The 25,575-nt window shown below is 62.3% G+C and carries 24 protein-coding genes and 1 pseudogene; 17 read left to right on the forward strand and 8 right to left on the reverse strand.

Going from position 1 to position 25,575, the window contains the following annotated elements:
* The 4 genes and pseudogenes from K0F86_RS27345 to K0F86_RS04505 form a co-directional block, all read left to right on the forward strand.
* A pseudogene (locus tag K0F86_RS27345) lies at positions 1-517 on the forward strand (SDR family NAD(P)-dependent oxidoreductase); the annotation flags it as partial.
* Between the two features lie 65 nt (positions 518-582).
* Positions 583-843, forward strand: coding sequence for a hypothetical protein (locus K0F86_RS04495; protein ID WP_219133171.1), 261 nt, complete (start codon positions 583-585; stop codon positions 841-843).
* Between the two features lie 200 nt (positions 844-1,043).
* Positions 1,044-1,313 carry a hypothetical protein gene (locus K0F86_RS04500; protein WP_219133499.1) on the forward strand — a complete coding sequence of 90 codons (270 nt, stop codon included), beginning with the start codon at positions 1,044-1,046 and terminating at the stop codon, positions 1,311-1,313.
* Between the two features lie 242 nt (positions 1,314-1,555).
* Complete coding sequence (locus tag K0F86_RS04505) at positions 1,556-1,795, forward strand: hypothetical protein (protein ID WP_029496207.1); 240 nt, start codon at positions 1,556-1,558, stop codon at positions 1,793-1,795.
* An 81-nt stretch (positions 1,796-1,876) separates the two neighbouring features.
* On the opposite strand, the gene K0F86_RS04510 is transcribed toward K0F86_RS04505, so the two are convergent.
* The 3 genes from K0F86_RS04510 to K0F86_RS04520 form a co-directional block, all read right to left on the reverse strand.
* A complete protein-coding gene (locus tag K0F86_RS04510) occupies positions 1,877-2,563 on the reverse strand; it encodes a glycine-rich domain-containing protein-like (RefSeq protein ID WP_219133173.1) in 687 nt (228 codons plus the stop codon).
* 181 nt (positions 2,564-2,744) lie between these two features.
* Positions 2,745-4,604 (reverse strand): CHASE domain-containing protein, encoded by a 1,860-nt coding sequence (locus K0F86_RS04515; protein ID WP_257571983.1) that lies wholly within the window; start codon positions 4,602-4,604, stop codon positions 2,745-2,747.
* A 216-nt stretch (positions 4,605-4,820) separates the two neighbouring features.
* Positions 4,821-6,587 carry a glutamine--tRNA ligase/YqeY domain fusion protein gene (locus K0F86_RS04520; protein WP_219133175.1) on the reverse strand — a complete coding sequence of 589 codons (1,767 nt, stop codon included), beginning with the start codon at positions 6,585-6,587 and terminating at the stop codon, positions 4,821-4,823.
* Between the two features lie 162 nt (positions 6,588-6,749).
* Between K0F86_RS04520 and K0F86_RS04525 the strand changes: the two genes are divergently transcribed.
* From K0F86_RS04525 to K0F86_RS04540, 4 genes are all read left to right on the forward strand, one after another.
* Complete coding sequence (locus tag K0F86_RS04525; protein ID WP_010395442.1) at positions 6,750-7,043, forward strand: DnaJ domain-containing protein; 294 nt, start codon at positions 6,750-6,752, stop codon at positions 7,041-7,043.
* A 101-nt stretch (positions 7,044-7,144) separates the two neighbouring features.
* Positions 7,145-7,657, forward strand: a complete 513-nt coding sequence (locus tag K0F86_RS04530) for a hypothetical protein (RefSeq protein ID WP_219133177.1) — start codon at positions 7,145-7,147, stop codon at positions 7,655-7,657.
* Positions 7,647-8,438: a hypothetical protein gene (locus K0F86_RS04535; protein ID WP_099760374.1), complete on the forward strand. Its 792-nt coding sequence runs from the start codon at positions 7,647-7,649 to the stop codon at positions 8,436-8,438. Before K0F86_RS04530 ends, K0F86_RS04535 begins: the two co-directional genes overlap by 11 nt.
* A 19-nt stretch (positions 8,439-8,457) precedes the next feature.
* Positions 8,458-9,330, forward strand: coding sequence for a hypothetical protein (locus K0F86_RS04540; protein ID WP_219133179.1), 873 nt, complete (start codon positions 8,458-8,460; stop codon positions 9,328-9,330).
* 38 nt (positions 9,331-9,368) lie between these two features.
* Here K0F86_RS04540 and K0F86_RS04545 read toward each other — a convergent pair whose 3' ends face one another.
* Positions 9,369-10,271: a LysR substrate-binding domain-containing protein gene (locus K0F86_RS04545; RefSeq protein ID WP_219133181.1), complete on the reverse strand. Its 903-nt coding sequence runs from the start codon at positions 10,269-10,271 to the stop codon at positions 9,369-9,371.
* Between the two features lie 103 nt (positions 10,272-10,374).
* Between K0F86_RS04545 and K0F86_RS04550 the strand changes: the two genes are divergently transcribed.
* A complete protein-coding gene (locus K0F86_RS04550; RefSeq protein WP_257571984.1) occupies positions 10,375-11,649 on the forward strand; it encodes an MFS transporter in 1,275 nt (424 codons plus the stop codon).
* A gap of 4 nt (positions 11,650-11,653) precedes the next feature.
* Here the strand turns inward: K0F86_RS04550 and K0F86_RS04555 are convergent, their stop codons facing one another.
* Complete coding sequence (locus tag K0F86_RS04555; protein ID WP_219133182.1) at positions 11,654-12,298, reverse strand: hypothetical protein; 645 nt, start codon at positions 12,296-12,298, stop codon at positions 11,654-11,656.
* Between the two features lie 165 nt (positions 12,299-12,463).
* Here K0F86_RS04555 and K0F86_RS04560 point away from each other — a divergent pair, with 165 nt between their 5' ends.
* Entirely contained in the window at positions 12,464-12,790 is a 327-nt protein-coding gene (locus K0F86_RS04560; RefSeq protein WP_070221866.1) for a hypothetical protein, read from the forward strand.
* On the opposite strand, the gene K0F86_RS04565 is transcribed toward K0F86_RS04560, so the two are convergent.
* Together K0F86_RS04565 and K0F86_RS04570 are read right to left on the reverse strand one after the other, a co-directional pair.
* Complete coding sequence (locus K0F86_RS04565) at positions 12,791-13,648, reverse strand: LytTR family DNA-binding domain-containing protein (protein ID WP_219133183.1); 858 nt, start codon at positions 13,646-13,648, stop codon at positions 12,791-12,793.
* Positions 13,645-14,748: a sensor histidine kinase gene (locus tag K0F86_RS04570; protein ID WP_219133184.1), complete on the reverse strand. Its 1,104-nt coding sequence runs from the start codon at positions 14,746-14,748 to the stop codon at positions 13,645-13,647. Before K0F86_RS04570 ends, K0F86_RS04565 begins: the two co-directional genes overlap by 4 nt.
* Before the next feature lie 198 nt (positions 14,749-14,946).
* Between K0F86_RS04570 and ugpQ the strand changes: the two genes are divergently transcribed.
* A complete protein-coding gene (gene ugpQ, locus K0F86_RS04575) occupies positions 14,947-15,690 on the forward strand; it encodes a glycerophosphodiester phosphodiesterase (RefSeq protein WP_219133185.1) in 744 nt (247 codons plus the stop codon).
* A 106-nt stretch (positions 15,691-15,796) separates the two neighbouring features.
* On the opposite strand, the gene K0F86_RS04580 is transcribed toward ugpQ, so the two are convergent.
* Positions 15,797-17,848: a TonB-dependent receptor domain-containing protein gene (locus K0F86_RS04580; RefSeq protein ID WP_219133186.1), complete on the reverse strand. Its 2,052-nt coding sequence runs from the start codon at positions 17,846-17,848 to the stop codon at positions 15,797-15,799.
* 159 nt (positions 17,849-18,007) lie between these two features.
* On the opposite strand from K0F86_RS04580, the gene K0F86_RS04585 reads away from it, so the two are divergent.
* From K0F86_RS04585 to K0F86_RS04610, 6 genes are all read left to right on the forward strand, one after another.
* Positions 18,008-18,466, forward strand: a complete 459-nt coding sequence (locus K0F86_RS04585; protein ID WP_219133187.1) for a Fur family transcriptional regulator — start codon at positions 18,008-18,010, stop codon at positions 18,464-18,466.
* Positions 18,467-18,585: 119 nt separating this feature from the next.
* Entirely contained in the window at positions 18,586-21,204 is a 2,619-nt protein-coding gene (alaS, locus tag K0F86_RS04590; RefSeq protein WP_219133188.1) for an alanine--tRNA ligase, read from the forward strand.
* A 230-nt stretch (positions 21,205-21,434) separates the two neighbouring features.
* Positions 21,435-21,662, forward strand: coding sequence for a sulfurtransferase TusA family protein (locus tag K0F86_RS04595; RefSeq protein ID WP_010395510.1), 228 nt, complete (start codon positions 21,435-21,437; stop codon positions 21,660-21,662).
* A 265-nt stretch (positions 21,663-21,927) separates the two neighbouring features.
* Positions 21,928-22,677 (forward strand): electron transfer flavoprotein subunit beta/FixA family protein, encoded by a 750-nt coding sequence (locus K0F86_RS04600; RefSeq protein ID WP_219133189.1) that lies wholly within the window; start codon positions 21,928-21,930, stop codon positions 22,675-22,677.
* Positions 22,678-22,753: 76 nt separating this feature from the next.
* Positions 22,754-23,686 carry an electron transfer flavoprotein subunit alpha/FixB family protein gene (locus K0F86_RS04605; protein WP_131688382.1) on the forward strand — a complete coding sequence of 311 codons (933 nt, stop codon included), beginning with the start codon at positions 22,754-22,756 and terminating at the stop codon, positions 23,684-23,686.
* Between the two features lie 90 nt (positions 23,687-23,776).
* Complete coding sequence (locus tag K0F86_RS04610) at positions 23,777-25,567, forward strand: acyl-CoA dehydrogenase (protein WP_219133190.1); 1,791 nt, start codon at positions 23,777-23,779, stop codon at positions 25,565-25,567.
* Positions 25,568-25,575 lie beyond the last annotated feature (8 nt).

Consider the following 25,575-nt stretch of genomic DNA (forward strand, 5'->3'; position numbering starts at 1 on the left):
GCCGGCGAATGCGCGCGCGAAGCGGCGCGTCGACGCGGAACAGGTCTTGCGTGGCTGGGGCGCGCGCTGCGGCGCCAAGGTGGCCATCCTGCGCGTGCCCGGCATTTACGCGGACGACCGCCTGCCCCTGAAGCGCCTGCGCGAAGGCACGCCGGCCCTGGCCGCTGGCGACGATGTGTACACCAATCATATCCATGCCGATGACCTGGCGCGCATCATCGAACGCGCCTTGTGGCAGGGCAAGCCGGGACGCGTGTATCACGCCAGCGATGACAGCGAACTCAAGATGGCGGAGTATTTCGATGCCGTGGCCGATGCGTTTGGCCTGCCGCGCCCGCCGCGCCTGCCGCGTGCCGAGCTGCGGCAAGTGGTCACGCCGATGCTGCTGTCGTTCATGTCCGAATCGCGCCGCCTGCACAATACGCGCCTCAAACGCGAGCTGGGCGTGCGCCTGCGCTACGCGCGCGTGGCCGATGCCTTGCAGTCGCTGTCTGCCGATGCGGCCGGCATCGGGTAAAATGGTCGGTTATCTGCGCACTTTGCCGGACCGGTGCGCAGCGCCATTCACTTAAGGATTACAGCATGACCACCCTCAATTACGAAGAATACCTGGACGAGGTCACCACCGTCCTGACGGAACTGTATGACCTCGACGACGACGCCGCCATCAAGCTGGTCGTGGCGGCGCAGGATGCCGAATTTTTTGTTCCGCACGATGCGCATGAGGAAATGCGTACTGCCGAGCAAGCCAAGAAAGATGCGGTCACCCTGTTCGAGCGCAAGCAGAATCGCCAGCAAACGCAGGAAAAACAGCAACAGCGCGTGCGCCAGCAAAAGAAATAAGAGCCAGCCATCGGCCGCCAGGCCGCTGGAGCATGGCGCAGTGTGGGCTTCGGCGCAACACCGGGGCCTTGCCATTTGATGCAACGCAAACGCGTCATGGCGCGCTGGCGATATGGTGAGCAATGTCGTCACGCGTCCTGGCTAGTTGTGGCGGGCTCTACGATTAGTGCGACGCTGTTTCCCGTCAGCAGGAGCGATCCATGCGAGCTACGAGTCACCCCAGCAAGGAACAGGTGCGCGCCTATATGCGGCGGCGCGAACGTGCGCTGCAGCCGCCGCCGCCGCCCGATGAAATTCGCCGGCAACTGGCCTGGTGCCGCGTGGACACCTTCCCCGACACTTGCCTTCCGGCCACCCCGGCCGGCGTGGCCGCGCAAGGCTGGCATTTGTCAGCGGACATGGCCCGCCTGGGCACGCTCATGGCGATTGCCTGGCTGATGCGCAGCGGCGTTCCTCATTGTAAAAATTGATGACTTGCAGCAAACTTCCCCGATTTGAGTTATCCTCTAGCACATTCAAAGTGCGTCAATTCTCTTCAATTATCACAATTTTGCTTTAAGTTACGCAAAAATCAACAATAGCGTGTATTATATTGTTTGTGGCGTAAAAGCCGCATAAGTGATGGCGCTTTTTAGTGTGTTTACCCTGAATTATTGCAAAAGAGACATTCGGTTTCTTTTTGCCTTAATACAACAAGTACGGATTTTCGATCATGTCTCTCAAACAAATTACCTCTTTGCCTACCTACAACCCGAATCGCGTCCTCGATGCGATCATCGACAAGCTGCAACTGAAAAACGATGCCGCCCTGTCGCGAGCGCTGGAAGTGGCGCCACCGGTCATCAGCAAGATTCGTCACAACACCTTGCCGATCGGCGCCACGATCCTCATCCGCATGCATGAAATCAGCGATTTCAGCATTCGTGAACTGCGCGAGTTGATGGCTGCCTAAGAGCGCCTGACAGACGGCAAACTGAGAGGTGCCGTCTGGGTAAGTCAGGCTTGCCGCGTGCGGCAGCCACATCTGTTTTTTCTATTGCGGGTCGCCGTTCAACACCGGACGATCGACATAGAAACGCCCCATTTCCAGGCCGCTCGAAGACGACTTGAGCAACGCTGCTGTCAAGGTGGCGGGTGCGCTGGAAAATGCGGTGCTGGCAGCGCCCGTCGCGCGGCCCGAATACGCCGTCGCCTGCACCGCCGCGCTGGAAAACGCCGTTTGCACGGCCCGGCCCGAGTATGCGGTCGCCTGTACCGCGCGCCCTGAATATGCGGCCTGCACGGCCCGTCCCGAATACGCCGCCTGTACGGCGCGCCCCGAATATGCCGTTTCTGCGCGGATATAATCTTCCCCGAACGTTTGCTCATACAGCTGTTTCATGCGCTCGCCCACGCGCTGGTGCGCCGCTTCGTCGTCTTCGCCGCGCAGGCCGATGTACGGGAAGTGATGGAGGAAGTAGCCGAACACCTGTTCGCAATCCGCCGCATATTTCAGGGTATCGAGGATGTGGTAGTGCCAGAAGGTATCGACGTCCATCAGCGGCGCCGTTTCTTCTTCCGGAAACTGTTTCATCAGGATCAGGAAACGCCGGTATTCGAATTCCACCGCATTCGCTTTCTCCAGGCTCCATCCTTCGCCTGACTCCCGGTGCATCAGCTTGACCTTGATCGCGTCCAAATTCAAATCGGCAATTGTCTTGAAACTGTCGTTCGTATCCATGAATGTCCTTGTGGTAAAGAGTGTTGTGGGAAATACAGTGAAACAAAGGTGGGTGTGTACTCCTGGCAAGTCGTCGAGGAATGCCTGGCCCATGGCGGGCTGGCGCTGAGTTGTTCTACATCAATATTGCATCTAATTACAAAATACGCAAGCTGAGCTTGTTTCAAGCGGAGCGCGCCTGTCAGGCGCTGGCCCGGCCATCTTCCTGGTAGGGAAACGCGGTGGCGTCCGCGCTCAGCGGCACGCTGACATGCACGCTCATGCCTGCGCCGGGGCTGCTTTCGATGTAGAAAGTGCCACCCAGCAACTTGATGCGCTCTTCGATGCCGACCAGGCCAAATGAGCCCAGCTTGTTGCGTCCGTCGATGGCTGCGCCCACGCCGTTGTCGCTGACGCTCATCGATACGGTGTCGCGGCACTTTTCCAGCTTGACTTGCACGCGGCTGGCATTCGCATGCTGGGAAATATTGCTGAGTGACTCTTGCAGAATGCGGAACAGGGCCGTGGCGCACTGGTCGCTCAAATAAATATCGTCATGGCTTTCGCTGATTTCGCAGGCGATGCCCGTGCGCTGGCGAAATTGCGCCACCTGCCATTCGACGGCCGCATTCACGCCCAGGTCCAGCACGGTTGGGCGCAAGTCGTTGATGATCTGCCGCACGCTTTTAATCGTGGCGTCGATCTGCTCCAGGGTCGAGCGGGCGCGGGCGTTCAGGCGCGGATGGCGGCGCTGCGTGCGCGAGGCCAGCATGTCGGCGTCGATGCGCAAGACCAGCAGGTTCTGTCCCAGGTCGTCGTGGATTTCGCGCGCGATGCGCTTGCGCTCCTCTTCCTTGATCTGGTCGGCGTGGGCCGCCAGGCGGCGCAGTTTCTGGTGCGACAGCTGCAGGCGGATCTGGCTGGCGCGCAATTCCGCCGTCATGCCCGTCGCCATCTGGATGGCGCGCCGGCGCGACGACGCCAGGGCATGAAACAGCATGTACAGCAGTATGGTGCTGGCAAAACCGGTCAGTAGTGCCAGCCACGGCAGGAAGGCGTCGAAGCGGGTATACAGGTCGCTCTTGCGCACGCTGAACAGCGCTTGCCACGCGCGGCCATTGTGCTCGATCAGCATCGTGCTGCTCAGATAGCGGCCCGAGTTGCCGGGTAGCCACCATGGCGCATGCATGCCCGCCGTCGTGCTGTCGAAGATGGGGCGCATCTCGTGCGGCAGTTGCAACGGCAAGTCCGGCTGTTCAAACGGCGCCTGCGGGCCGATATCGAACAGGGTCAGGCGGACATTGCGCACCGGCATGTCGGCCAGCGCGCTGCGCATCATCGTCACCAGGTCGTAACCGATGCCGACGGAACCCTGGTAAGCCGCGCGCCTTTGCTCCAGCGTGCCGGTCGGCATGCCGAAGCGGTACACGGGCAGGCGCATGGCCATGCCCGTCAGCTGCGGCCGGCCTTCCATCGGCACGGGCACGCCGGAATTGCTGATCTGCCCGGTATCGCGCGACTGCGCCAGTGCTTCGGCGATCAGGGGCCGCGCAGCGATGTCATAGCCATACTTTTCCGGCGCGCTGGCAATCGGCTCGATGTAGACCAGTACGGAATAACGGGGGCGCGGGCCGGGCGGATGAATGGCAAACGCCGGATAGTCGTCGCGCCCGGGCGGATAGTCGCGCTGCATGGCCGCTTCGAAGGCGGCGCGCTGCGACTCGTCGAGTTCCCGGCTGTAATTGAGATTCATCACGCCCGGGTAGTTCTGTTGCAAGGCGAGGTTAGCCACGTAGCGGTGGAATTGCTCGCGGCTCACGTGTTCATTCGCGTGGAACAGGCTGGCCGTACCGCGCAGCAAGTTGGTATACGACTTGAGGCGCGATGTGATGTTTTTCTGGGTATTGCGCGACAGATTGTTGAACAGATCGCTGGCATCGTTTTCGATCGACAGCGAGGCGGCCATGTAGAACAGCAGGCCCACCATCAGCGACATCACGACGCCGAGAATCCAGAGCGGTTTTTTTTCAGCAGATAAGTGTTTGCCGGCAGTAATAGACATCAACATCCGCATCAGGAAGAGGAATCGGGTGCCGCCTGTGTGCTGGAGGCTGTACTGAGTTGCATAATCACTATCAGCATTGCAAATTGCTCAATAGCTGCCTAATATACAAAATTATCGTGAATATAGTCAACAGGCAATATTTCTCTGTTGATATATGTTGCTAAGACGAAAAAAAACCGCCGCAGCGGTTTTTTTTGTGGCTCGTCCGGCGCCTTATTTTGCGGGCTGCCAGCTGTCTTTCAGGGTGACGATGCGGTTGAAGACGGGCTTGCCCGGCTGGCTGTCGACGCGGTCGGCGGCAAAATAACCGTGACGCTCGAACTGGAAGCGCTGTTCCGGCTGAGCCAGTTCCGCGCCCGGTTCCAGCCACGCCTGCACCACTTCCTTGGCCAGCGGGTTCAGGGCCAGCTTGAAGTCCTTGCCGCCCGCGTCCGGCTGCGGGTCGGTAAACAGGCGGTCGTACAGGCGGACTTCGGCGGGAATCGCCGTCGGCGCGCTGACCCAGTGCATATTGCCCTTGACCTTGTAGGTCGAGCTGCCTTCCGTACCCGACTTGCTGTCTTCAAAGTAATTGCAATGCACGGCGATGACCTTGCCGTTTTCATCCTTGTCGTAGCCCGTGCACTCGACCACGTAGCCATAGCGCAGGCGCACGCGGCTGCCCGGCTTGTCGTCGGTGGGCGGATACAAACGGAAATAGCCTTTATTTGGCACTTCCATGAAGTCGTCTTCCTCGATCCACAGCTCGCGCGAGATGGGGAAGGTGCGCAAGCCCCGTTCCGGGAAGTGCGGGTGCACGGGCGCCGTGCATTCCACGCTGTCGTTTTCAGGGAAATTGTCGATGATCAACTTCAACGGACGCAGCACGGCCACCGTGCGGGGCGCCTTCGGGTCCAGGTCTTCGCGCAAACAGCCTTCGAGCACGCTGTAGTCGATCCAGCCGTCGGATTTCGTGACGCCCGTGCGTTCGCACATCAGTTGAATCGCTTCCGGCGTGTAGCCGCGGCGGCGCATGCCCACCAGGGTCGGCATGCGGGGGTCGTCCCAGCCATCGACGATGTGTTCTTCCACCAGCTGGCGCAGCTTGCGCTTGCTGGTGACGATGTAGGTCAGGTTCAGGCGCGAGAATTCGAACTGGCGCGGCACCGGTTGCTGGAAGAAGCCGCCGGCGGCCAGGGTTTCCAGCAGCCAGTCATAGAACGGGCGGTGGTCCTGGAATTCCAGCGTGCAGATCGAATGCGTGATGTTTTCCAGCGCGTCCGAGATCGGGTGCGTGTAGTCATACATCGGATAGATGCACCAGGCGTCGCCCGTGCGGTGGTGGTGCGCATGGCGGATGCGGTAGATGGCCGGGTCGCGCAAGTTCATGTTCGGCGAACGCATGGCATCTTCGCTCATCTTCGCGCGCAGGATGTGCTCGCCATCTTTGTATTCGCCTGCCTTCATGGCGCGGAACAGGGCCAGCGATTCGTCGCGCGGACGGTCGCGGAATGGCGAATTCTTGCCGGCCTGGCCGAAATTGCCGCGGTTGGCGGCCATGTCTTCGGCGCTCTGGCTGTCCACATAGGCAAAGCCGGCCGTGATGAGGTACTCGGCCATCGCGTACAGCTGGTCGAAATAGTCGCTCGCGTAGTGCAGGTGGCTCTGGCCATCGGCAGTCTTCGGTTCCCAGTCAAAACCCAGCCATTTCACGCTGTCCATGATGGTGTCGACGTATTCCTGCTCTTCCTTCGCCGGATTGGTGTCGTCGAAGCGCAGGTTGCACTGGCCGGCGTAATCGCGCGCCAGGCCGAAGTTGACGCAGATCGACTTGGCGTGGCCCACGTGCAGGTAGCCGTTCGGCTCCGGCGGGAAACGCGTGATCACCTGGGGCAGGCCGGGACGTACGTGCGCGCCGGCAGCCAGGTCGGCTTCGATGATGTTACGCAAGAAATTGGGCGCCAGCGCTGGCGCGGCGGTATTCGGTTTATCGTTGCTCATTGATCAATGCGGAAGAGTGACAGTAAAAAGCATTTTACCGTACCGCAAGCGCTTTATAAGCACGTATTTGCCCCCATATCCCAGCATGCAAGCGACGCGGGCGCCGTTCTATAGGATAATCTGCCTTTAATTAGCAAACAAAACGTGACCCCGGAGCCATTTATGGAAAATTTATATAACGTCCTCGGTGTCGCGCCCAATGCCAGCGACGATGAAATCAAGAAGGTTTACCGTTCGCTGGCCATGCGCTTCCACCCCGACCGCAACCAGGCCCCCGGCGCCGAGGCACGCTTCAAGAGCGTCACCAAGGCGTATGAAATCCTGGCCGACCCGGCCAAGCGCGCCGAATACGACCAGAGCGTGAACCACCGCATTATCATCGATCCGGAAGCGGAAGCGTATGCCCTGTGGTGCGGCGTGTTCCGCCTGCACGGCACGGTATTACCTGCCGATTAAATCGACGCGGCCAGCATGAGCCGGCTTGAATTACTTGAAAACAACAACAACGGCGCTTTGATGTCGATAACAGCGCCGCGCATCACATTGGAAAGCACAGCATGAGAAGAGTACACCCTGAATTCGCGTACCAGTCGCGCGAGCTGGAAGGCCAGATCGACGGCATCCTCGGCGACCCGCCAAACCGCAAGAACTATAAAAGCATGGTCGACGCGCTGGTGAGCGAGTACGCCAGCGGCGGCGGCATCGAAGACGTGAACATGCTGGCCTTCGCGCTGGTCGACCACATCACCTTCAGCGACCCGAAGGGCTTGCTGGCCGAAAGCGAAGACTACGAGTTCGGCGACCCGGCCCGCGTGTTTTCCATGGCTGCCTGCGCCGCGCCGGAAGCGGCGAAGATGTATGCCGCCATCGAAGAGAGCTTCCCCGACCTGGCGCGCCAGGCCATCATCACGGCCTTTTTGCACAAGAACCCGCGCCTGTGGGACGACGACGACCAGTCGCTCGACCAGCTGGCGGCCAATGACGACGGCGACGACGAGATGGATGACGACGAAGCCACCGACGATTTCGCCCAGATGTTTGACCAGGATGGAGATGACCATGGCCGATAACAAGGATGATCAAAAAAGCAACCTGCCCGCGCTGACCAAGCAGGTCATGGAACTGGTGCTGTCCGGTTCGCTGGGCCATGCCGAGCAGGCGTTTGCCGATGCGGCCGACCAGTACGGCGATCTTGCCGTGGTGGAAGTGCTGAATGCCATCCCGCCGCAAGTAACGGCCCTGCACCTGGCCGGCTTCGACGGCGGCAAGATGTCGCTGGCGACCTTGCTGGTGCCGCCGAAAGCCTGGGCCGACAGCCTGGCTTTCATCGCCGCCACCTGGAGCGACGACCAGATCGAAGATGATCCTGAACGCATCGCCGAGTCGCTGTTCGCGCACATCCACGGCGTGGTGTTTTCCACCGACGACGCCGAGCGCCGCCGCGAGCTGCTGCTCGAAGCGTCCGCCACCGACTGGGGCGCCACCGCGTTCGCCATCCTGTTCTCGATGGCGCCGAAGGAAATCCTCGAAGTGGCGGGCGAAATCGTCATCAAGGGACCGTATGTGACGGGCGTGACCTCGTCCGACAACGACGTCGTGCCGCTGGCCATCGAGCTGGCGCAAGCGAATGAAGACGGCTGGGACCGCTCGCTGTTCGAACTGTTCCCCGACTTCCGCCACAGCGCCGACCTGGCCGATGCCGAATACTCGGACGACCCGGACGAAGAACCGACCATGTTGCAGCGCAGTACCAAGGAATTGCTGTACCGCCTGCGCAAGCAAGTGCCGAGCACGCGCAGCGCACCGCGTTCCAGCACGCGCCGCAGCCTGGGCACCGGTATTTTCTCGTAATGAAAGCAGGGAACGTCTAATGCTGCCAGCAATTGTTGTAGAGAATCTTCCGCGCCTGGTGCGCGCCATCAAGCTGTTGCCGAACGACCCGCGCGAGGATGCGGCGCTGGACCTGGCTGACGAGTTGACGGGCATCACGGCCATGGTGGCCGAGAAGTTCACGAATGAACGCACGGCCGACGGCATCCAGAAAGCGCTGTTCCTGACGGTGGGCGGCGTGTCCTTGGGCCTGGAGCAGGCCGTCGCGCATGAAGGCGACCAGGCCGCCCTCGATTTCCTCGTCGAGCACGGCGCCGAGCACGCGTTCCAGGTGGGCTTTCGCCTGATCAAGGAATTGTCGCAGCTGCCGGAAGATGCCCTCGTCGGTGAATACGACCAGGACCCCGTCTACCTGCAGCGCCGTTTGCGCGAGCTGTTCATCGATATTTGCCAGGCCGACCCGAACCAGAACTGGGCCGGCTATGAAAAGTATGCGGTGCAGTTGCAACAGCGCAAGGAAGTGCAAGCCGTGGTGCGCCTGGCCAGCTGGCTGCGCCGCCACCACGACAACGGCCCCGTCAGCGATAGCGACCTGAATGCCGAGGGTGTGATTGCCGTGGCCATCATCTTCGCCATCGAAGGTGGCGGACGCATCATGGCGCGCACGGGGCAGAAGGAGTTTGAACGCTTCGTGCGTTCCGTGCGCAAGAACAAGCCCGACTTCGAGGAAGGCTGGGCCGCCCTGGTGGCCAAGGTGCCCGTGCAGCATCACCCGGTGTTGCTCGACCGCATAGAATCCTACCGCCGCAGCTGCACCGTCGTGCATAAGATCCTTACGCGGGCCAGCATGAAAAGCCTGTTCGAGGACCTGGAGAATTACGCGGGTTCGGAGCTGGACGCGGATTATTCGTGACCGCTAGTGTCGGATTACGCCATACGGGCTAATCCGACCTACGCTCCCCCTTCCAGCGCCGCTGCCTCGGCCAGTTTCACGAACGCCGCCACCAGCGGCGACGTCTCATCTTCCCGTTGTGCCAGTAACAAGCTGGTGGTCGCCTGCGGGTCGGCGATGGGACGGTAGCACACGCCATCCATGCGGATGCGGTCGAACGAGGCGGGCAGCACGGAAATGCCGCAGCCGGCCGCCACCAGGCCGATGATGGTCGATGCCTCGCCTGCTTCCTGCGTTACCTGCGGCACGAATCCGGCCGCCTTGCACAGGCGGAAGATCTGCGGATAAATCCCCGTGCCCGCGTCCCTTGGGTACATCACAAAACCTTCGCCCGCCATATCGGCAATCGCGATGCTGTCCTTGGCCGCCAGCGCGTGGGCGACGGGCAGCACGAGGAACAGCGGGTCCTGGCGCAATTCGGTGAGGCGGATGTCGTCCGGGTACGTCGTTTCCGGCGGGCGTACGAAGCCCAGGTCCATCGCTCGCCCACTGATCGCTTCCAGCTGATGCAATGTCGCCATTTCGTGCAGGGTCAAAGTGACGTGTGGGAATTGCTGGCGGTAGCGGTTGATGACGGTCGCGAAGTAGGGCGTAAACGGCGTGGAAAACGTAAAGCCGATGCGCAATTCGCCTGCTTCGCCCCGCTGCGCCCGGCGCGCCGTCACGGCCGCCTGTTCCGACAGGGCCAGGATGCGCCGCGCATCGTCGAGAAACAGCGCACCCGCCTGCGTCAGGCGCACGGAGCGCTTGTTGCGCTCGAACAACTGCGCACCGAGTTCCGCTTCCAGCGCCTGGATTTGCTGGCTCAGCGGCGGCTGGCCGATGTGCAGGCGCTCGGCCGCGCGCGTGAAGTGCAGCTCTTCGGCGACGGCGACGAAGTAACGCAGGTGGCGCAGTTCCATATAAGTAATATTTTAAAAGTATGAGTTGGGCCTTGAATATATATTGGACGATATGAGTTGGCAATCCTAAGATGAAAACTCGCTTCCTTTCCGAAACACGGCCATGTCTGATTCATCGCTCGCTTATGCCTCTGCCGCCACCCCGGTGCTTTCTCCTGCCGCTCCCGCTCCCCGTTCGGCCATCGCCAAAGGGACGGCTGAATTCAAGCGCAGCAACCGCGCCCTGTTCTTCGGCGGCTTTTCCACCTTCAGCTTGCTGTATTGCATACAACCGCTGTTTCCGCTGTTGTCGCAGCAGTTCCACCTGACGCCCGCGCAAAGCAGCTGGTCGCTGTCCGTGTCGAGCGGCTTGCTGGCCATCTCGCTGGTGCTGCTCAGCGCCGTCTCGGACCGCATCGGCCGCAAGCCCTTGATGGTGGCGTCGATGTTTTCCGCCGCGATATTGACGATCTTGTCCGCCTTCGCGCAGGATTACGCGCAGTTGCTGGCGATCCGCGCCGCGCTGGGCATTGCCCTGGGCGGTATGCCGGCTGTGGCCATGGCCTACCTGGGCGAGGAAATCGAGGGGCCATCGCTGGGCCTGTCGATGGGCTTGTATATTGCCGGCAGCGCGTTTGGCGGCATGTCGGGACGCTTGATCGCTTCCATGCTCAGCGATTTCCTCTCGTGGCGCTGGGCCCTGGGCGTGCTGGGAGTGGCCGGCGTGCTGGCGGCGGCGGAATTCTGGCGCAGCCTGCCCGCATCGAAAAACTTCGTGCCCAGTACCCGTGGCTGGAATGCGCTGCCGCACGCGATAAAACAGCATTTTTCCGACCGCGGCTTGCCGTGGCTGTTCTGCCTGGCGTTCCTGCTGATGGGGTGTTTTGTCAGCCTGTATAACTACATCGGCTACCGCCTGCTGGCCGCGCCGTTCAACTTGCGCCAGAGCACGGTCGGCTTGCTGGCCTTTCTGTACCTGATCGGTATCTTCAGCTCCGTCTGGGCGGGACGCCTGGTGGACCGCCTGGGGCGCCGGGGCGTGCTGTGGATCATGCTGTCGGTGATGCTGTCCGGCATTGTATTGACCCTGTTCGATTCGCTGCCGCTGATCGTCATCGGCATGGCGCTGGCCACCTTCGGTTTCTTTGCCTCGCATTCGATCGCCAGCAGCTGGGTCAGCCGCCGCGCGCGCGCGCCGCAGGCGCTGGCTTCGGCCTTCTATCTGCTGTTCTATTACCTGGGATCGAGCCTGATCGGTTCCGCCTCGGGCATGATGTGGGGCTTCGATGGCTGGACGGGCGTGATCATCATGCTGGGCCTGTGCCTGGGCGGCGGCGTGCTGATTGCCTTGCGCCTGCGCCACTTGCAGCCGCTGGGCGCGCGCGAAGCGGTGGGCTGAGCGGCTATTTGGGGCAGTTGCCGATCATCGTTTCCCCATTCCTGCCTGCGCCCGTGGTCACGCACAAGGTGCCCAGCGCGCTGGTGATCTTGTAGGTGTGGCTGCCCTTGGCCGCATTCGCGCCCACTTCCTCGATTTTCGATGCCTCGTACCATTTCGGCGGCACGGCCGCGTAGGCCTCGGCAAACCCTTGCTGCATGCGCTTGAAGCCCGTGTCGTCGAATTTCTCCCCGCCCCGTTGGGGGAATTCCTTGCGCAAATCCTTGTCGATCTTGCCCACGTCGCGTTTGGCTTGCGCCAGGATGTCGGCCGCGCTGGGCGCTGGCGGTGCCGTGATCGCTTCCGGCATTACAGGCGCTGGCGCCTGCTCGACGGTGGGGGCGGCGGGCAGGGGGCGGCTGACGGGCGCCGCCATTGGCTGGCGCGGCGGGCGCGCGGCGGCTGGTTTGATGCTGGGCAGGGGCTTGGGCGGCGCCGGGAGCGTGTGGCGCAGCCAGGTGATGGCCGGACCTTGCGGCAGGTGCTCGTCAAGGGCAAGGCGGGGCCGCGACTGCAGGATGACATAGGCCAGCCCCGCGTGCAGCAGGACGATCAGCAGCAGGCCGGGAGCGCGGCGGGGCAGGGGGGGCAAGGAGGTCATGGAGGGCATGGTGGTTCAGGTACGCCAATGTATCCGAGGTATTTGATCATTATCTAAAATGTCACAAGCGCTTACAAAAAAAGTGCCTCATGGAAATTTCAATGCCGTGGCGGGTGATGGGGAACCCTGGATCGGCCTGACGATCCAACTCCAGATAGCATGGGAGGACACATCATGATGCAGGTAAAGGAAGTGGCACGGCGCTTTGGCGCCATCGAACACGCGATCGGCCAAGCGGCCCAGCTGTGCGGCAAGCAGCAGGGCATGCCGATGGACTTGAAGGATTGCATCAACCAGCTGGACCAGCAAAAGAGCGCCGTGCGGCAAGCCATCGACACGCAAGACGATGCGCGCATCCGCCAGGCCGTCGACCAGATGGAATCGCTGGGCGACCGCGCCAAGCGGGCCTGCGGCACGGCGACCAGCGTGACGCCGGAAATGAAGAGCGCCGTGCTCAAGGTGCACGATGAACTGTCTGACTTAAAGCACCAGTTGCATTAGCTACATCTGCCGGAACAGATGGGCATACAAGGGACTGACGCGCAGCTGCGCCGGATGCTGGCGCAGGGTCAGTGACAGCTTGCCCGCGTCGTCGCGCACGGCCGTGGCGATGGCGCTGGCGTTGACGATGGTGCCCCGGTGGATTTGCCAGAATTGTTGCGGGTCCAGCTGGGGCAAGAGTTCCTTCAGGCTCGTGCGTATCAGCGCTTCGCTGTCCTGGCACACGACGTTGATGTATTTGTCCAGCGCTTCGAAATACACGACGTCGGCCAGCGCGATCATGCGCACGCTGTTGCCGACGGCGGCCCGTATCATGTGCAGGCGCGGGGCCGGTGGCAGCATGGCTTGTAGCTGGCTTAGCAGGCGGGCCAGGTTGTCGTCGCTGGCGGCTGTTGTTTTCATCGCCGCCATGGGCGCCAGCGTGGCGGCTGGCGCTGGGGTTGCTGTTGTTGTACCGCTGCCGCTGTCGCGCAGGCGCTGCTGCAGGCGTTCCACCGTCTTGCCCAGGCGCGCATCGTTGACGGGTTTTAGCACGTAATCGGCGGCCGCATGCTCGAAGGCGGCCAGCGCGTATTCATCGTAGGCGGTGACGAACACGATGTGCGGAAATGGAACGCCGTCCGGCCACTGCTCCGCCAGTTCTTCGGCCGCTTCCAGGCCCGTCTTGCCTGGCATCTTGATGTCGAGAAAGAGGATGTCGGGCTGCAGCGCCAGGCCTTGCCGCAAGGCTTCCACGCCGTTGGGGCAGGTGGCGACAATGTCGAGTTCCGGCCACAACCGCTGCAAGGCGTGCGCGAGGGCGGCGGCAAGGATGGGTTCGTCTTCGGCGATCAGGGCGCGCGGGGTGTGGTGGCTCATGCGAGGGGACTCGTGATGGTGGGTGGAAGGGGGAGTGTCAGGCGGGCGATCGCGCCTGCCGGATGGTTGGCGGCCAGCGACAGGCTGGCGGCATCGCCATGCATGCCGCGCAGGCGTTCGCGGATATTCGCCACGCCCAGCTGCGTGCCCTTGGTCTGGCCCGGATGTCCAAGGCCCAGGCCATCATCGCTGACGGTCAGAATGAGGACGCCAGCGTCCGTGGACGCCTGCACGTGGATATGGCCGCCTTCGATCTTCGGTTCCAGGCCGTGCTGGATGGCGTTTTCCACCAGCGGCTGCAGCAGCATGGGCGGCACTTTGATATCGCGCAAGGCCTCGGGCAAGTCCAGCGTAAAGCGCAGGCGCGCGCCCATGCGGATCGACATCAGGCCCAGGTAGGCGCGCATCAAGGAAAACTCCTGCTCCAGGGTGGTGGACCCGGCGCGCGAGGAAGAGAGGGTGGCGCGCAAATACTGGATCAACTGATCGAGCAGCAGTTGGGCGCGGTCCGGATCAAGGCTGATCAGGCCCTGCAGGTTGGCCAAGGTGTTGAACAGCATGTGTGGTTCGATCTGCGCCTGCAGCAATTGCAGCTGGGCCTGCATGGCCTGGCGCGCCACGGATTCGGCGCGGGCTTTTTCCTGGGCCGCCTCCATTTGCAGGCGGGCGATTTTTTCGCGGCTGCCAAAGAACAGGATGGCCGCTCCCGCCGCCGCCAAGGTGAACACCGTCATGCCGACATTGCGTGACGACATGGAGATGGGCGCGGGAACGTCGATATTTGCGAGCCAGCCGAACAGCATGGTGCCGGCCACCTGCGCCACGGCGGCACTGACGATGACGAGGATGCTGAACGGCAGCAACGGGGCGCGCCGATGTTCGCCCCACCATGCCAGGCGGATACCGTCGATGAGCAGGAAGACGATGCCGCCGATGCACATCGAGGCCAGCAGGTTGAGCCAGAAGCTTTGCCCGCCGCTCAGCACGAAGGTGACGAAGAGCGCGCACAGCACATTGAGCAGCAGCGCATAACGGGCATCGGCCAGCAGGCGCCGGTAGGGAAAGCCCGTCTTGCGCGGGACGGTATCGGTGGTGTGCATGCGGGACCGCTTTCTGGTGGACGTTTGGGTTGGCAATGCGACAATTATGGGCGGCTCTGCATGCGGACGCAATGGCACTGCGACGAAACCGGGCGGTGACGGCGCCAATCGCCTGATCGCGTCCTTTACATGGTGGCGCTTGCACGCGATGATGGCAAGACGTCCTCATCGACAACTTCATCATGATAAAGGAACACCATGTGGCCCTATCCACGCACCCTGGCGCACCGCGGCGGCGGCACCCTGGCGCCTGAAAACACCCTGGCCGCCCTGCGCTGCGGCCTCGCCTACGGCTACCGCGCCGTGGAATTCGACGTCATGCTGGCGTCCGACGGCGTGCCCGTCGTCGTGCACGATCCCGAACTGGGCCGCACGGTGGCCGGCAGCGGCGCCGTCAGCGACTACACGGCCGCGCAGCTGGGCGCGATGGAAGCGGGCGCCTGGTTCGGCCCGCAGTTTGCGGGCGAGGGCGTGCCCACGTTTGACGCCGTCGTGGCGTATTGCAAGGCGCAGCGCATCTGGATGAATATCGAAATCAAGCCGGCGCCCGGCGTTGACGTGCCCACGGGTGCGGCGGTGGCGCGGGCCACGCGCGATTATTTCGCGAAGGAAATTGCTGCTGGAGAGTTATTGCCGCTGCTATCGTCGTTCAGCATCGTCGCACTGGAAGCGGCACGCCAGGCGGCACCGGAACTGGCACGAGGCTGGCTGGTCGAAGCCATTCCCGCTGACTGGGCGCGCATGGCGCAGGAACTGGGCGTGGTGGCGCTCCATTGCGACCACCAGCAACTGACGCCGGAACTGGCGCGCGAGGTCAAGGAGGCGGGATACGGGCTGTTTTGCTACACCGTCAATACCCCGGAACGGGCCAGCGAGCTGCTGGCCTGGGGCGTGGATGGGTTTTGCACGGACCGGATAGATATTATTCCATCCATGGCGTAGGTCGGATTAGCGGGGCAAAGTCCCGCTAATCCGACAATATTGTTGACGTTATTGGTGTTGTCGGCTTACGCGCGTGCGCGCTAAGCCGACCTACGTTTCAAACAGCTTAGAAGGTCACGCGCATTCCCACAGTCAAGTTGCGCCCCATCAACGGCGCCGCGTTCTTGATGAACGAGGTATGGCTGTACGCCAGTTCATTCGTCAGGTTGTTCGCCTTGATGTAGAACTGGGCGGGCGTGGTGCCGATGCGCGTGTCGTAGTTGGCGGACAGATTGAGCATGTTGTAGCCCGGGGTTGCCGTTTCGAACGCGGCGACCTTGTCTTGCTTGCCCACGCGGTAGAACTCGGCCACGCCGCTCCACGCTTGCCAGCTGGCGTCAAACTTCACGCCGACGCGCTGGGCGGGGATGCGTGGCAAGTTGCCACCACCGTCGGCCAGCTTGGCCCTGACGTAATCGCCGAACACGCTGGCGCCGAACATCGGGTTCAGCTGCTGGCGGATCTGGCCTTCGACGCCCGTAAACGTGGCGTCGCGCTGGGCGTACTGGATCAGCTGGAAGCCTTCGTGGTTGTCCAGCGTGGAGCCGAAGATGTAGTTGTCGACCTTGTTGCGGTAGGCGCTGGCCGAGAAGGTCGTGGCGCCCGCATATTTGCGCAGGGTCAAGTCGATATTGTTCGACGTTTCCTTGCCCAGGTTTTGGTTGCCCAGCTCATACGTGGCCGTGGCCATGTGCACGCCGTGCGCATACAGTTCCTCGGCGCTGGGCAAACGGTGCGTGCGGGAAATGGTCGAACCGAGCGAATACTGCGGCGCGAATTTCCACACGGCGCCCAGCGAGATCGAGGTGCCCTTGGCGCTGCGGTCCTGCAGGGTGGCGCTGTCGACCGCGATGTCTTGCCATTCATGGCGCAAGCCCGCTTCGAAGCGCCATTGGTCGAGCTTGTATTCCTCCACCAGGAAGGCTGCGTGTTTCTTCGTTACCGTCGGCGCCACGTATGCTTCCTCGCCCAGGGCCGAGAAATCGCGCTTCGACGTTTGCAGGCCCACCACGCCGCGCCAGCCGAAGACGGGATGGTGTTCCATTTCCAGGCGCGCATCGTGGCCCTTGTTCTTGAACGTGGTGGCGATTTGCGTGCCTTCGATTTCGTCGTGCTTGTAGTCGGTGAACGCGGCGCGCAGGCGCAGCTTGGCGAAGCCGGGCACGGGATCGCGCAATTCGCCGCGCACATCCCAGCGCTCGCTTTTCAGCTTCACGTAGGGCACGCTGCCGTGCTCGTGCTCATGTTCCTCTTCAGCGCCGTGGTCGTGGCCGTCGTGGCCGCCGCAATGCAGGTGCGCGCCGTGCGGGTGGCAGCTCTCGAATTCGTGGTTGTGGCCCGGCAAGCCGTATTCCGCATGCTGGCTGGTGAAGGCCAGGCCCAGGAAGCCGCGTTGACCCACCCACGACACGCCCACGCTGCCCGTGTCCGTCTTGTTGTAGCTGCCGGCCACCTTGGAGCCGCCTTCCCAGCCGCTGCCGACCTTGTATTCTTTCGCATCGCGCTTGACGCCTTCCGCGTGGACAGCGATGTTGCCGGAGCCGCCAGTCACTTCAAAGGCACCCGCCTTTTCGCGCGCCGCCGAGTTGGCGCGCACTTCCGCGCTGCCTTCAACACCTTTCGCCGGTACGCGGGTGGGGATTTTCTTGTCGATCACGTTGACGACGCCGCCGACGGCGCCGCCGCCGTAGGCCAGCGCGGACGGGCCGCGCAAGACTTCAATCTGTTCCGACAGCATTGGTTCGGCCGCGACAGCATGGTCGGGGCTGATGGTCGACGCATCCTGCACTTCGGCGCCATCGGACAGCACCTTGACGCGCGGGCCATCCATGCCGCGGATGATGGGACGGCTGGCGCCGGCGCCGAAATGGCTGGACGTGATGCCGGGCTGTCCCGCCAGGGTTTCGCCCAGGGTCGCAGCCCTTGCCAGCACCAGTGCTTCGCCTTCCAGTACGGTCACTGGCGTGCTCATGTCGTCGCTGCCCAAGGCCAGGGCGCTGGCCGAAACGGTGACGGCAGGCAAGGTGGCTGTTTGCTGCGCCAGGGCGCTGGCAGGGGTGGCAAAGGCCAGCATGATGGCCAGCGCGAGGGGAGTGGGTTGTTGAGGACGGACGGACATGGGCAAGAATTCCTTATTCGCTATCGGTGGTGGCGGGGTTGGGGCAGGCCATTGCCGTATGGGTTGGCTGCCAGAAGATGATAATGATAACCCATTATCATTACTGTGTGACAGTTTTTCCGGGCGGTGGATGCAGGCGGATGGTGTATTCTGTCGGCTATGGAACGCACAACACGTCAAAAAACCGCTATTCAAGCCGCCATCGAGTCGGCCCAGCGCCCCCTGTCGGCGCAGGAAATCCTCGAACAGGCCAGCTTGCAGGTGACGCAGCTGGGCATCGCCACCGTTTACCGCAATTTAAAATCGCTGGTGCTGGAAGAAAAGGTGCACGTGGTGACCTTGCCGGGCGAAAACCCGCGCTATGAGTCGAACACGGCCGCCAATCACCACCACCACCATTTCCAGTGCACCACGTGCCAGCGCGTGTTCGACGTGCATGATTGCCCGGGCGACTTGAAACGCATGGCGCCGCAAGGCTTTGTCGTCGAGCGCCACGAATTGACTCTGTACGGCCGCTGCGCCGATTGCAATGCCGCCGCCGGCGCCACGGCCGCAGCGGGGAGAGCCGCCGTTGCCACCACTGTGCACGCCTGCGCCAGCGGCCACGACCCGGCCTGAGCGGTCCAGCCCTTCGTGTTGGCACGGGCGCAACAATGCCCTGGCCAGCCGTCATTGCCGCACCCCATATCACGTATAATCTTCCCTTTAAAGCTGCCGCCACTTTTTGCCAAAAAAACATGAAATCATCTGAAATCCGCGACAAGTTCCTCAAATTTTTCGAATCCAAGGGCCATTCCATCGTCCGTTCCAGCTCCCTGGTGCCAGGCAACGATCCGACCTTGCTGTTGACGAACAGCGGCATGGTGCAATTCAAGGATGTGTTTACGGGCACGGACAGCCGCCCGTACACGCGCGCCACCTCGGTGCAGCGCTGCGTGCGCGCTGGCGGCAAGCACAACGATCTGGAAAACGTCGGCTATACGGCGCGCCACCATACTTTCTTTGAAATGCTGGGCAACTTCAGCTTCGGCGACTATTTCAAGCGCGACGCGATTCAATACGCGTGGGAACTGCTGACCAAGGTGTATGGCTTGCCGGCTGACAAGCTGACGGTCACCGTGTACATCGAGGATGACGAAGCGTACGACATCTGGGCGAAGGAAATCGGCGTCCCAACCGAGCGCATCATCCGCATCGGCGACAACAAGGGTGCGCGCTACGCTTCGGACAATTTCTGGCAGATGGCTGACACGGGCCCATGCGGTCCATGCACGGAAATCTTCTACGACCACGGCGCCGACATTCCTGGCGGCCCGCCGGGCTCGCCGGACGAAGATGGCGACCGCTTCATTGAAATCTGGAATCTGGTGTTCATGCAGTTCAACCGCGACGAAGCGGGCGTCATGCACAAGCTGCCGAAGCCGTGCGTCGACACGGGCATGGGCATGGAGCGCCTGGCCGCCGTGCTGCAGCATGTGCATTCGAACTATGAAATCGACCTGTTCCAGCATTTGATCCGCGCCGCCGCGCGCGAAACGGGCGCCACGGACCTGGAAAACAAGTCGCTGCGCGTGATCGCCGACCACATCCGCGCCGCCGCCTTCATGATCGTCGACGGCATCATCCCGGGCAGCGAAGGCCGCGCGTATGTCTTGCGCCGCATCATCCGCCGCGCCCTGCGCCATGGCCACAAGCTGGGCCAGACGAAACCGTTCTTCTACAAGCTGGTGGCCGACCTGGCCATCGAGATGGGCGGCGCCTATCCGGAGCTGGAAGAAGCGAAAGACAACGTCGCCAACATGCTGAAAGCCGAGGAAGAGCGTTTCGGCGAAACCCTGGAAACGGGCATGAAAGTGCTGGAAGCGCAGCTGGCCAAGGATGCCACGGGCATCGACGGCGCCACCGCTTTTACCTTGTACGAAACCTACGGCTTCCCGCCGGACCTGACGGCCGACATCTGCCGCGAACGCAACATCACGTTCGACCAGGTGGGCTACGACGCGGCCCTGAAAGAAAGCCAGGAACTGTCGCGCAAGGGCGGCAAGACGCACAAGGACAGCAAGGTCGAGTACACGGGCGAGAAAAACAAATTCGTCGGCTACGATCAATTGACGTTCAGCAGCAAGGTCGTGGCGCTGTACGCGGCCGGCACGCCGGTGCAGGAACTGAAAGCCGGTGACACGGGCATCGTCGTGCTCGACACCACGCCGTTCTATGCGGAATCGGGCGGCCAGGTGGGCGACCAGGGCGTGATCGCCGCGGGCGCCGGCAGCTTTGCCGTCAGCGACACGCTGAAAATCCAGGCTGACGTGTTCGGCCACCACGGCGTGCTGGAATCGGGCACCTTGAGCGTGGGCGACGCCGTCTCGGCGCAAGTCGACACGGCCAAGCGCGCGCGCACCATCCGCAACCACTCGGCCACGCACTTGATGCACAAGGCCTTGCGCGAAGTGCTGGGCAGCCACGTGGCGCAAAAGGGCTCGCTGGTCGATCCGGACAAAACCCGTTTCGACTTCAGCCACCATGCGCCGATGACGGCGGAACAGATCGCCGCCGTGGAAACCATCGTCAATAAAGAGATCCTGGAAAACCGCGCCACGCAAGCCCATTTGATGTCGTTTGACGATGCCGTCAAGCATGGCGCGATGGCCCTGTTCGGCGAGAAATACGGCGACGAAGTGCGCGTGCTCGACATCGGCAGCTCGAAAGAGCTGTGCGGCGGCGTCCACGTGCAGCGCACGGGCGATATCGGCCTGTTCAAGATCATCGCCGAAAGCGGCGTGGCCGCCGGCATCCGCCGCGTGGAAGCGGTGACGGGCGAGGGCGCGCTGGCGCTGGTGCAAACGATTAACCGCCGCCTGGTCGAAGCGGCGCAAGCGCTGAAGGCGCAGCCGGAAGAGCTGACTGCCCGTATCGGACAGGTGCAGGATCATGTGAAGGCGCTGGAGAAGGAACTGGCCGCGCTGAAATCGAAACTGGCGTCGGGCCAGGGCGATGAGCTGGTCACGCAAGCCGTCGATGTCAATGGCATCAAGGTGCTGGCCGCCGTGCTGGACGGCGCCGACGTTGCCCGTCTGCGCGAAACCATGGACAAGCTCAAGGACAAGCTGAAAACGGCCGCCATCGTGCTGGCCAGCGTGGCTGACGGCAAGGTCAGCCTGATCGCCGGCGTCACGGCCGACGCGACTTCCCGGGTCAAAGCGGGCGAGCTGGTGAACTTCGTTGCACAGCAAGTGGGCGGAAAAGGCGGCGGACGCCCCGATATGGCGCAGGCGGGCGGCACCGATCCGAGCGGCCTGGCGAACGCCCTGGCCGGCGTACCGGCCTGGGTCGGCGAACGTGCCACACAGGCGTAAGCTAGAGGATATGCGGGGTTTGCGCCCCATAGCCCCTTGAAAACGGCCCGCAGACGATGTTTGCGGGCCGTTTTGCCGTGTGGAATCCCGTTGTGACCCCACAACAGCCGATGAACTATTTTGGTGCAGCGCGTCAATGCCCCTGATTTAGAGTAGTATGTCGAAAATCAGTACAACAAAACAATGGTGGGATATTGATGATGAGCGACACACTACTTGATACCGAGATTATGGAATTTCACAAAGAACTCGACGCGCGCGGCTTGAATTGCCCGTTGCCGATTCTGAAGGCGAAAAAGGCTTTGTCAGAGCTGCAGAGCGGGGAAGTGCTGCGCATCATGGCAACCGATCCCGGTTCCGTGCGCGACTTTCAGGCTTTCGCCAAGCAAACGGGCAATGCCCTGCTGTCGCATGTGCAGACGGGTACCGAATTCGTCTTCCTGATGCAACGCAAATAATTCTGCCAGCCGGGGCCGCCGTGGCGCGGCCTGCTTGATACCTTGCCGTACCGCGCTTTTGCGTCACTTTCGCGCCCTTTTGCTGCCCTGCAGCGTAGCGGCAGACTCCCCTGAAATCCCCGAAGCTGGACAGTTTAGATGGATTGCTCTAACAAAAAATCGCACGATCGTGCTTAAATTCGGTTCAGGATTCAAATTTCTCTTATAATCGAACGCACAATCAGCACTTGATCCGTCATTTTTATAATTTCCCAAAGGCATAGCTATGAAAGTCTTGGTACCCGTCAAACGCGTGGTCGACTATAACGTCAAAGTCCGCGTCAAGAGCGACGGCACTGGCGTCGATACCGCCAACGTCAAAATGTCGATGAACCCTTTCGATGAGATCGCTCTGGAAGAAGCGATGCGCCTGAAAGAAGCCGGCAAGGTCACGGAAGTGGTCGCCATCTCCTGCGGCGTGACGCAGTGCCAGGAAACCCTGCGCACGGCCATGGCCATCGGCGCCGACCGCGGCATCCTGGTGGAAACGACGACCGAACTGGAACCGCTGGCCGTCGCCAAGCTGGTGAAAGCCCTGGCCGAGAAAGAGCAGCCGCAACTGATCATCCTGGGCAAGCAAGCCATCGATGACGACAGCAACCAGACGGGCCAGATGCTCGCTGCCCTGCTGGGTTGGCCGCAAGCCACGTTCGCCTCGAAAGTCGTGCTGGAAGACGGCAAAGTCACCGTCACGCGCGAAGTTGACGGCGGCCTGGAAACCCTGGCATTGACTTTGCCAGCGATCATCACCACCGACCTGCGCCTGAACGAGCCACGCTATGTGACTTTGCCGAACATCATGAAGGCCAAGAAAAAGCCGCTCGAGACCGTCAAGCCGGAAGACCTGGGCATCGATGTCGCGCCACGCCTGAAGACCCTGAAAGTCGTCGAGCCAGCCAAGCGCTCGGCCGGCATCAAGGTCCCGGACGTTGCCACCTTGGTCGCCAAGCTGCGTACCGAAGCCAAGGTTATTTAAACATACCCCAAGACAAAAACTGGGGTCAGACCTGGAAGGTCCGACCCCCGGCACTTGCACATTACTAGGAATCATCATGGTCGCATTAGTTATTGCTGAACACGACAACGCTACCTTAAAGGGTAGCACCCACCACACCGTGACCGCGGCCGCCCAGTGCGGCGGCGACGTGCACGTACTGGTCGCAGGTTCGAACGCCTCGGCTGCCGCCGCTGCCGCAGCGCAAATCGCCGGCGTGACGAAAGTCATCGTGGCCGACGCGCCCTATTTCGCCGACGGCCTGGCCGAAAACGTGGCCGAGCAAGTGCTGGCCATCGCCGGCAACTACAGCCACATCCTGGCGCCAGCCACCGCTTACGGCAAGAACATTCTGCCGCGCGTCGCTGCCAAGCTGGACGTGGCGCAAATCTCGGAAATCACCAAGGTCGATTCGCCTGACACGTTCGAGCGCCCGATCTACGCCGGTAACGCCATTGCCACCGTGCAATCTGGCGACAAGGTCAAGGTCATCACCGTGCGCACCACCGGTTTCGACGCCGCCGCTGCCACCGGCGGTTCGGCTGCCACCGAAACCGTCGCCGCCGTTGGCGACAATGGCAAGTCCACTTTCGTGGGCCGCGAACTGGCCAAGTCCGACCGTCCTGAACTGACCGCCGCGAAAATCATCGTGTCCGGTGGCCGTGGCATGGGTTCGGCCGAGAACTTCCACATCCTGGAACCGCTGGCCGACAAGCTGGGCGCCGCCATGGGTGCTTCGCGCGCCGCCGTTGACGCCGGCTTCGTGCCGAACGACTGGCAAGTGGGCCAGACGGGCAAGATCGTCGCGCCATCGCTGTACATCGCCGTCGGTATCTCGGGCGCGATCCAGCATCTGGCCGGCATGAAAGACTCGAAAACCATCGTCGCCATCAACAAGGATCCGGAAGCGCCGATCTTTGCCGTGGCCGACTACGGCATCGTGGGCGATCTGTTCGAGATCGTGCCGCAACTGGTCAAAGAACTGGGTTAAGTCACACCCCTTCCGGTTTTGTTACTGACAGAGCCACGCCGGCCCGCCCCACACGGCGAGCCGTGCGTGGCTTTTTTCTTGGAGAAATAGATGAGCTATCAAGCCCCGCTGAAAGACATGTTGTTCGTCATGAACGAACTGGCCGGCCTCGCCGAAATCCACACTTTGCCTGGCTGCGAAGACGCGACGCCCGACACGGCCGAAGCCGTGCTGGAAGAGAACGCCAAATTCTGCGGCGCCGTGGTGGCCCCCCTGAACTGGCCCAGCGACAAGGAGCCGAGTTTCTGGCACGACGGCCAGGTCACGACGTCAAAGGGCTTCAAGGAAGCCTTCAAGGCGTATGGCGAAGCGGGCTGGCAGGGCGTGCAGCATCCGACGCAGTTCGGCGGCCAGGGTTTACCGAAGCTGCTGGCGACACCGTGCATCGAAATGCTCAACTCGGCCAGCATCTCGTTCGCTTTGGTCGCCCTGCTGTCGGATGGCGCCATCGAAGCGCTGCTGACGGCCGGCAGCGACGAGCAAAAGGCGGTCTACCTGGAAAACCTGGTGTCCGGCAAGTGGACGGGCACCATGAACCTGACGGAGCCGCAAGCGGGGTCCGACCTGGCGGCCGTGCGCACGCGCGCCGTGCCGCAGGGCGACGGTACCTATAAAGTCTTCGGCACGAAGATTTTTATCACCTACGGCGAGCACGACATGGCGGAAAACATCGTCCACCTGGTGCTGGCGCGCACGCCGGACGCGCCCGCTGGCGTGAAAGGCATTTCGCTGTTCATCGTGCCGAAATTCCTCGTCAACGCCGACGGCAGCCTGGGCGAGCGCAACGACGCGCATTGCGTGTCGATCGAGCACAAGCTGGGCATCAAGGCCAGCCCGACGGCCGTGCTGCAGTTCGGCGACCATGGCGGCGCCATCGGCACCCTGGTGGGCGAGGAAAACCGCGGTCTCGAATACATGTTCATCATGATGAACGCGGCCCGCTTCGGCGTGGGCTTGCAAGGCATCGGTCTGGCCGAGCGCGCCTACCAGCAGGCCGTGGCGTTCGCCAAGGACCGCGTGCAGTCGCGCGACCTGGCCGGTTCCGCCGGTCCGGTGTCCATCATCCACCACCCGGACGTGCGCCGCATGCTGATGTCGATGCGCTCGCAGACGGAGGCGGCGCGCGCGCTGGCCTACGTGGGCGCGGCCATCAGCGACGTGGCGCACCACCATCCTGATGCCGAAGTGCGCGCGGAAAGCCTGGCCACCTATGAATACCTGGTGCCCGTCATCAAGGGTTGGGCCACGGAAATGTCGCAGGATGTCACGCGCGACGGCGTGCAAGTGCATGGCGGCATGGGTTTCATTGAAGAAACAGGCGCCGCCCAGCATTACCGCGACGCCAAGATTCTCACCATTTACGAAGGCACGACGGCCATCCAGGCGAACGACCTCGTGGGCCGCAAGACGGTGCGCGACGGCGGCGCCGTGGCGAAAGCCATCATCGCCCAGGTGCGCGCCACGGAAGCCCAGCTGGGCGAGCTGACCGGTGCCGATTTCCAGGCCATGCAGCGCCACCTGGCCGAAGGCAGCGCCGCGCTGGAAGCGGTGGTGGAGTATGTGGTGGCGAACATGAAGACGGACATCAAGGCCGTGTTCGCGGGCAGCGTGCCGTACCTGAAGCTGGCCGGCATCGTGCTGGGCGGCTGGCAAATGGCGCGCGCGGCCGTGGTGGCACAGCAAAGGCTGGGAGAGGGCGGCGGCGACGCCTCGTTCTACAAGGCAAAAATCGCCACTGCGCGCTTCTTTGCCGACCACATCCTGTCGCAGGCACCGGGCTTGCGCGCCACCATCATCGATGGCAGCGCCGGTGTGATGGCCTTGTCGGAAGAGCAGTTTTAAGCTTAACC

The sequence above is a fragment of the Janthinobacterium sp. UMAB-60 genome, from assembly GCF_900095235.1.
Taxonomy (GTDB): Bacteria; Pseudomonadota; Gammaproteobacteria; order Burkholderiales; family Burkholderiaceae_D; genus Janthinobacterium.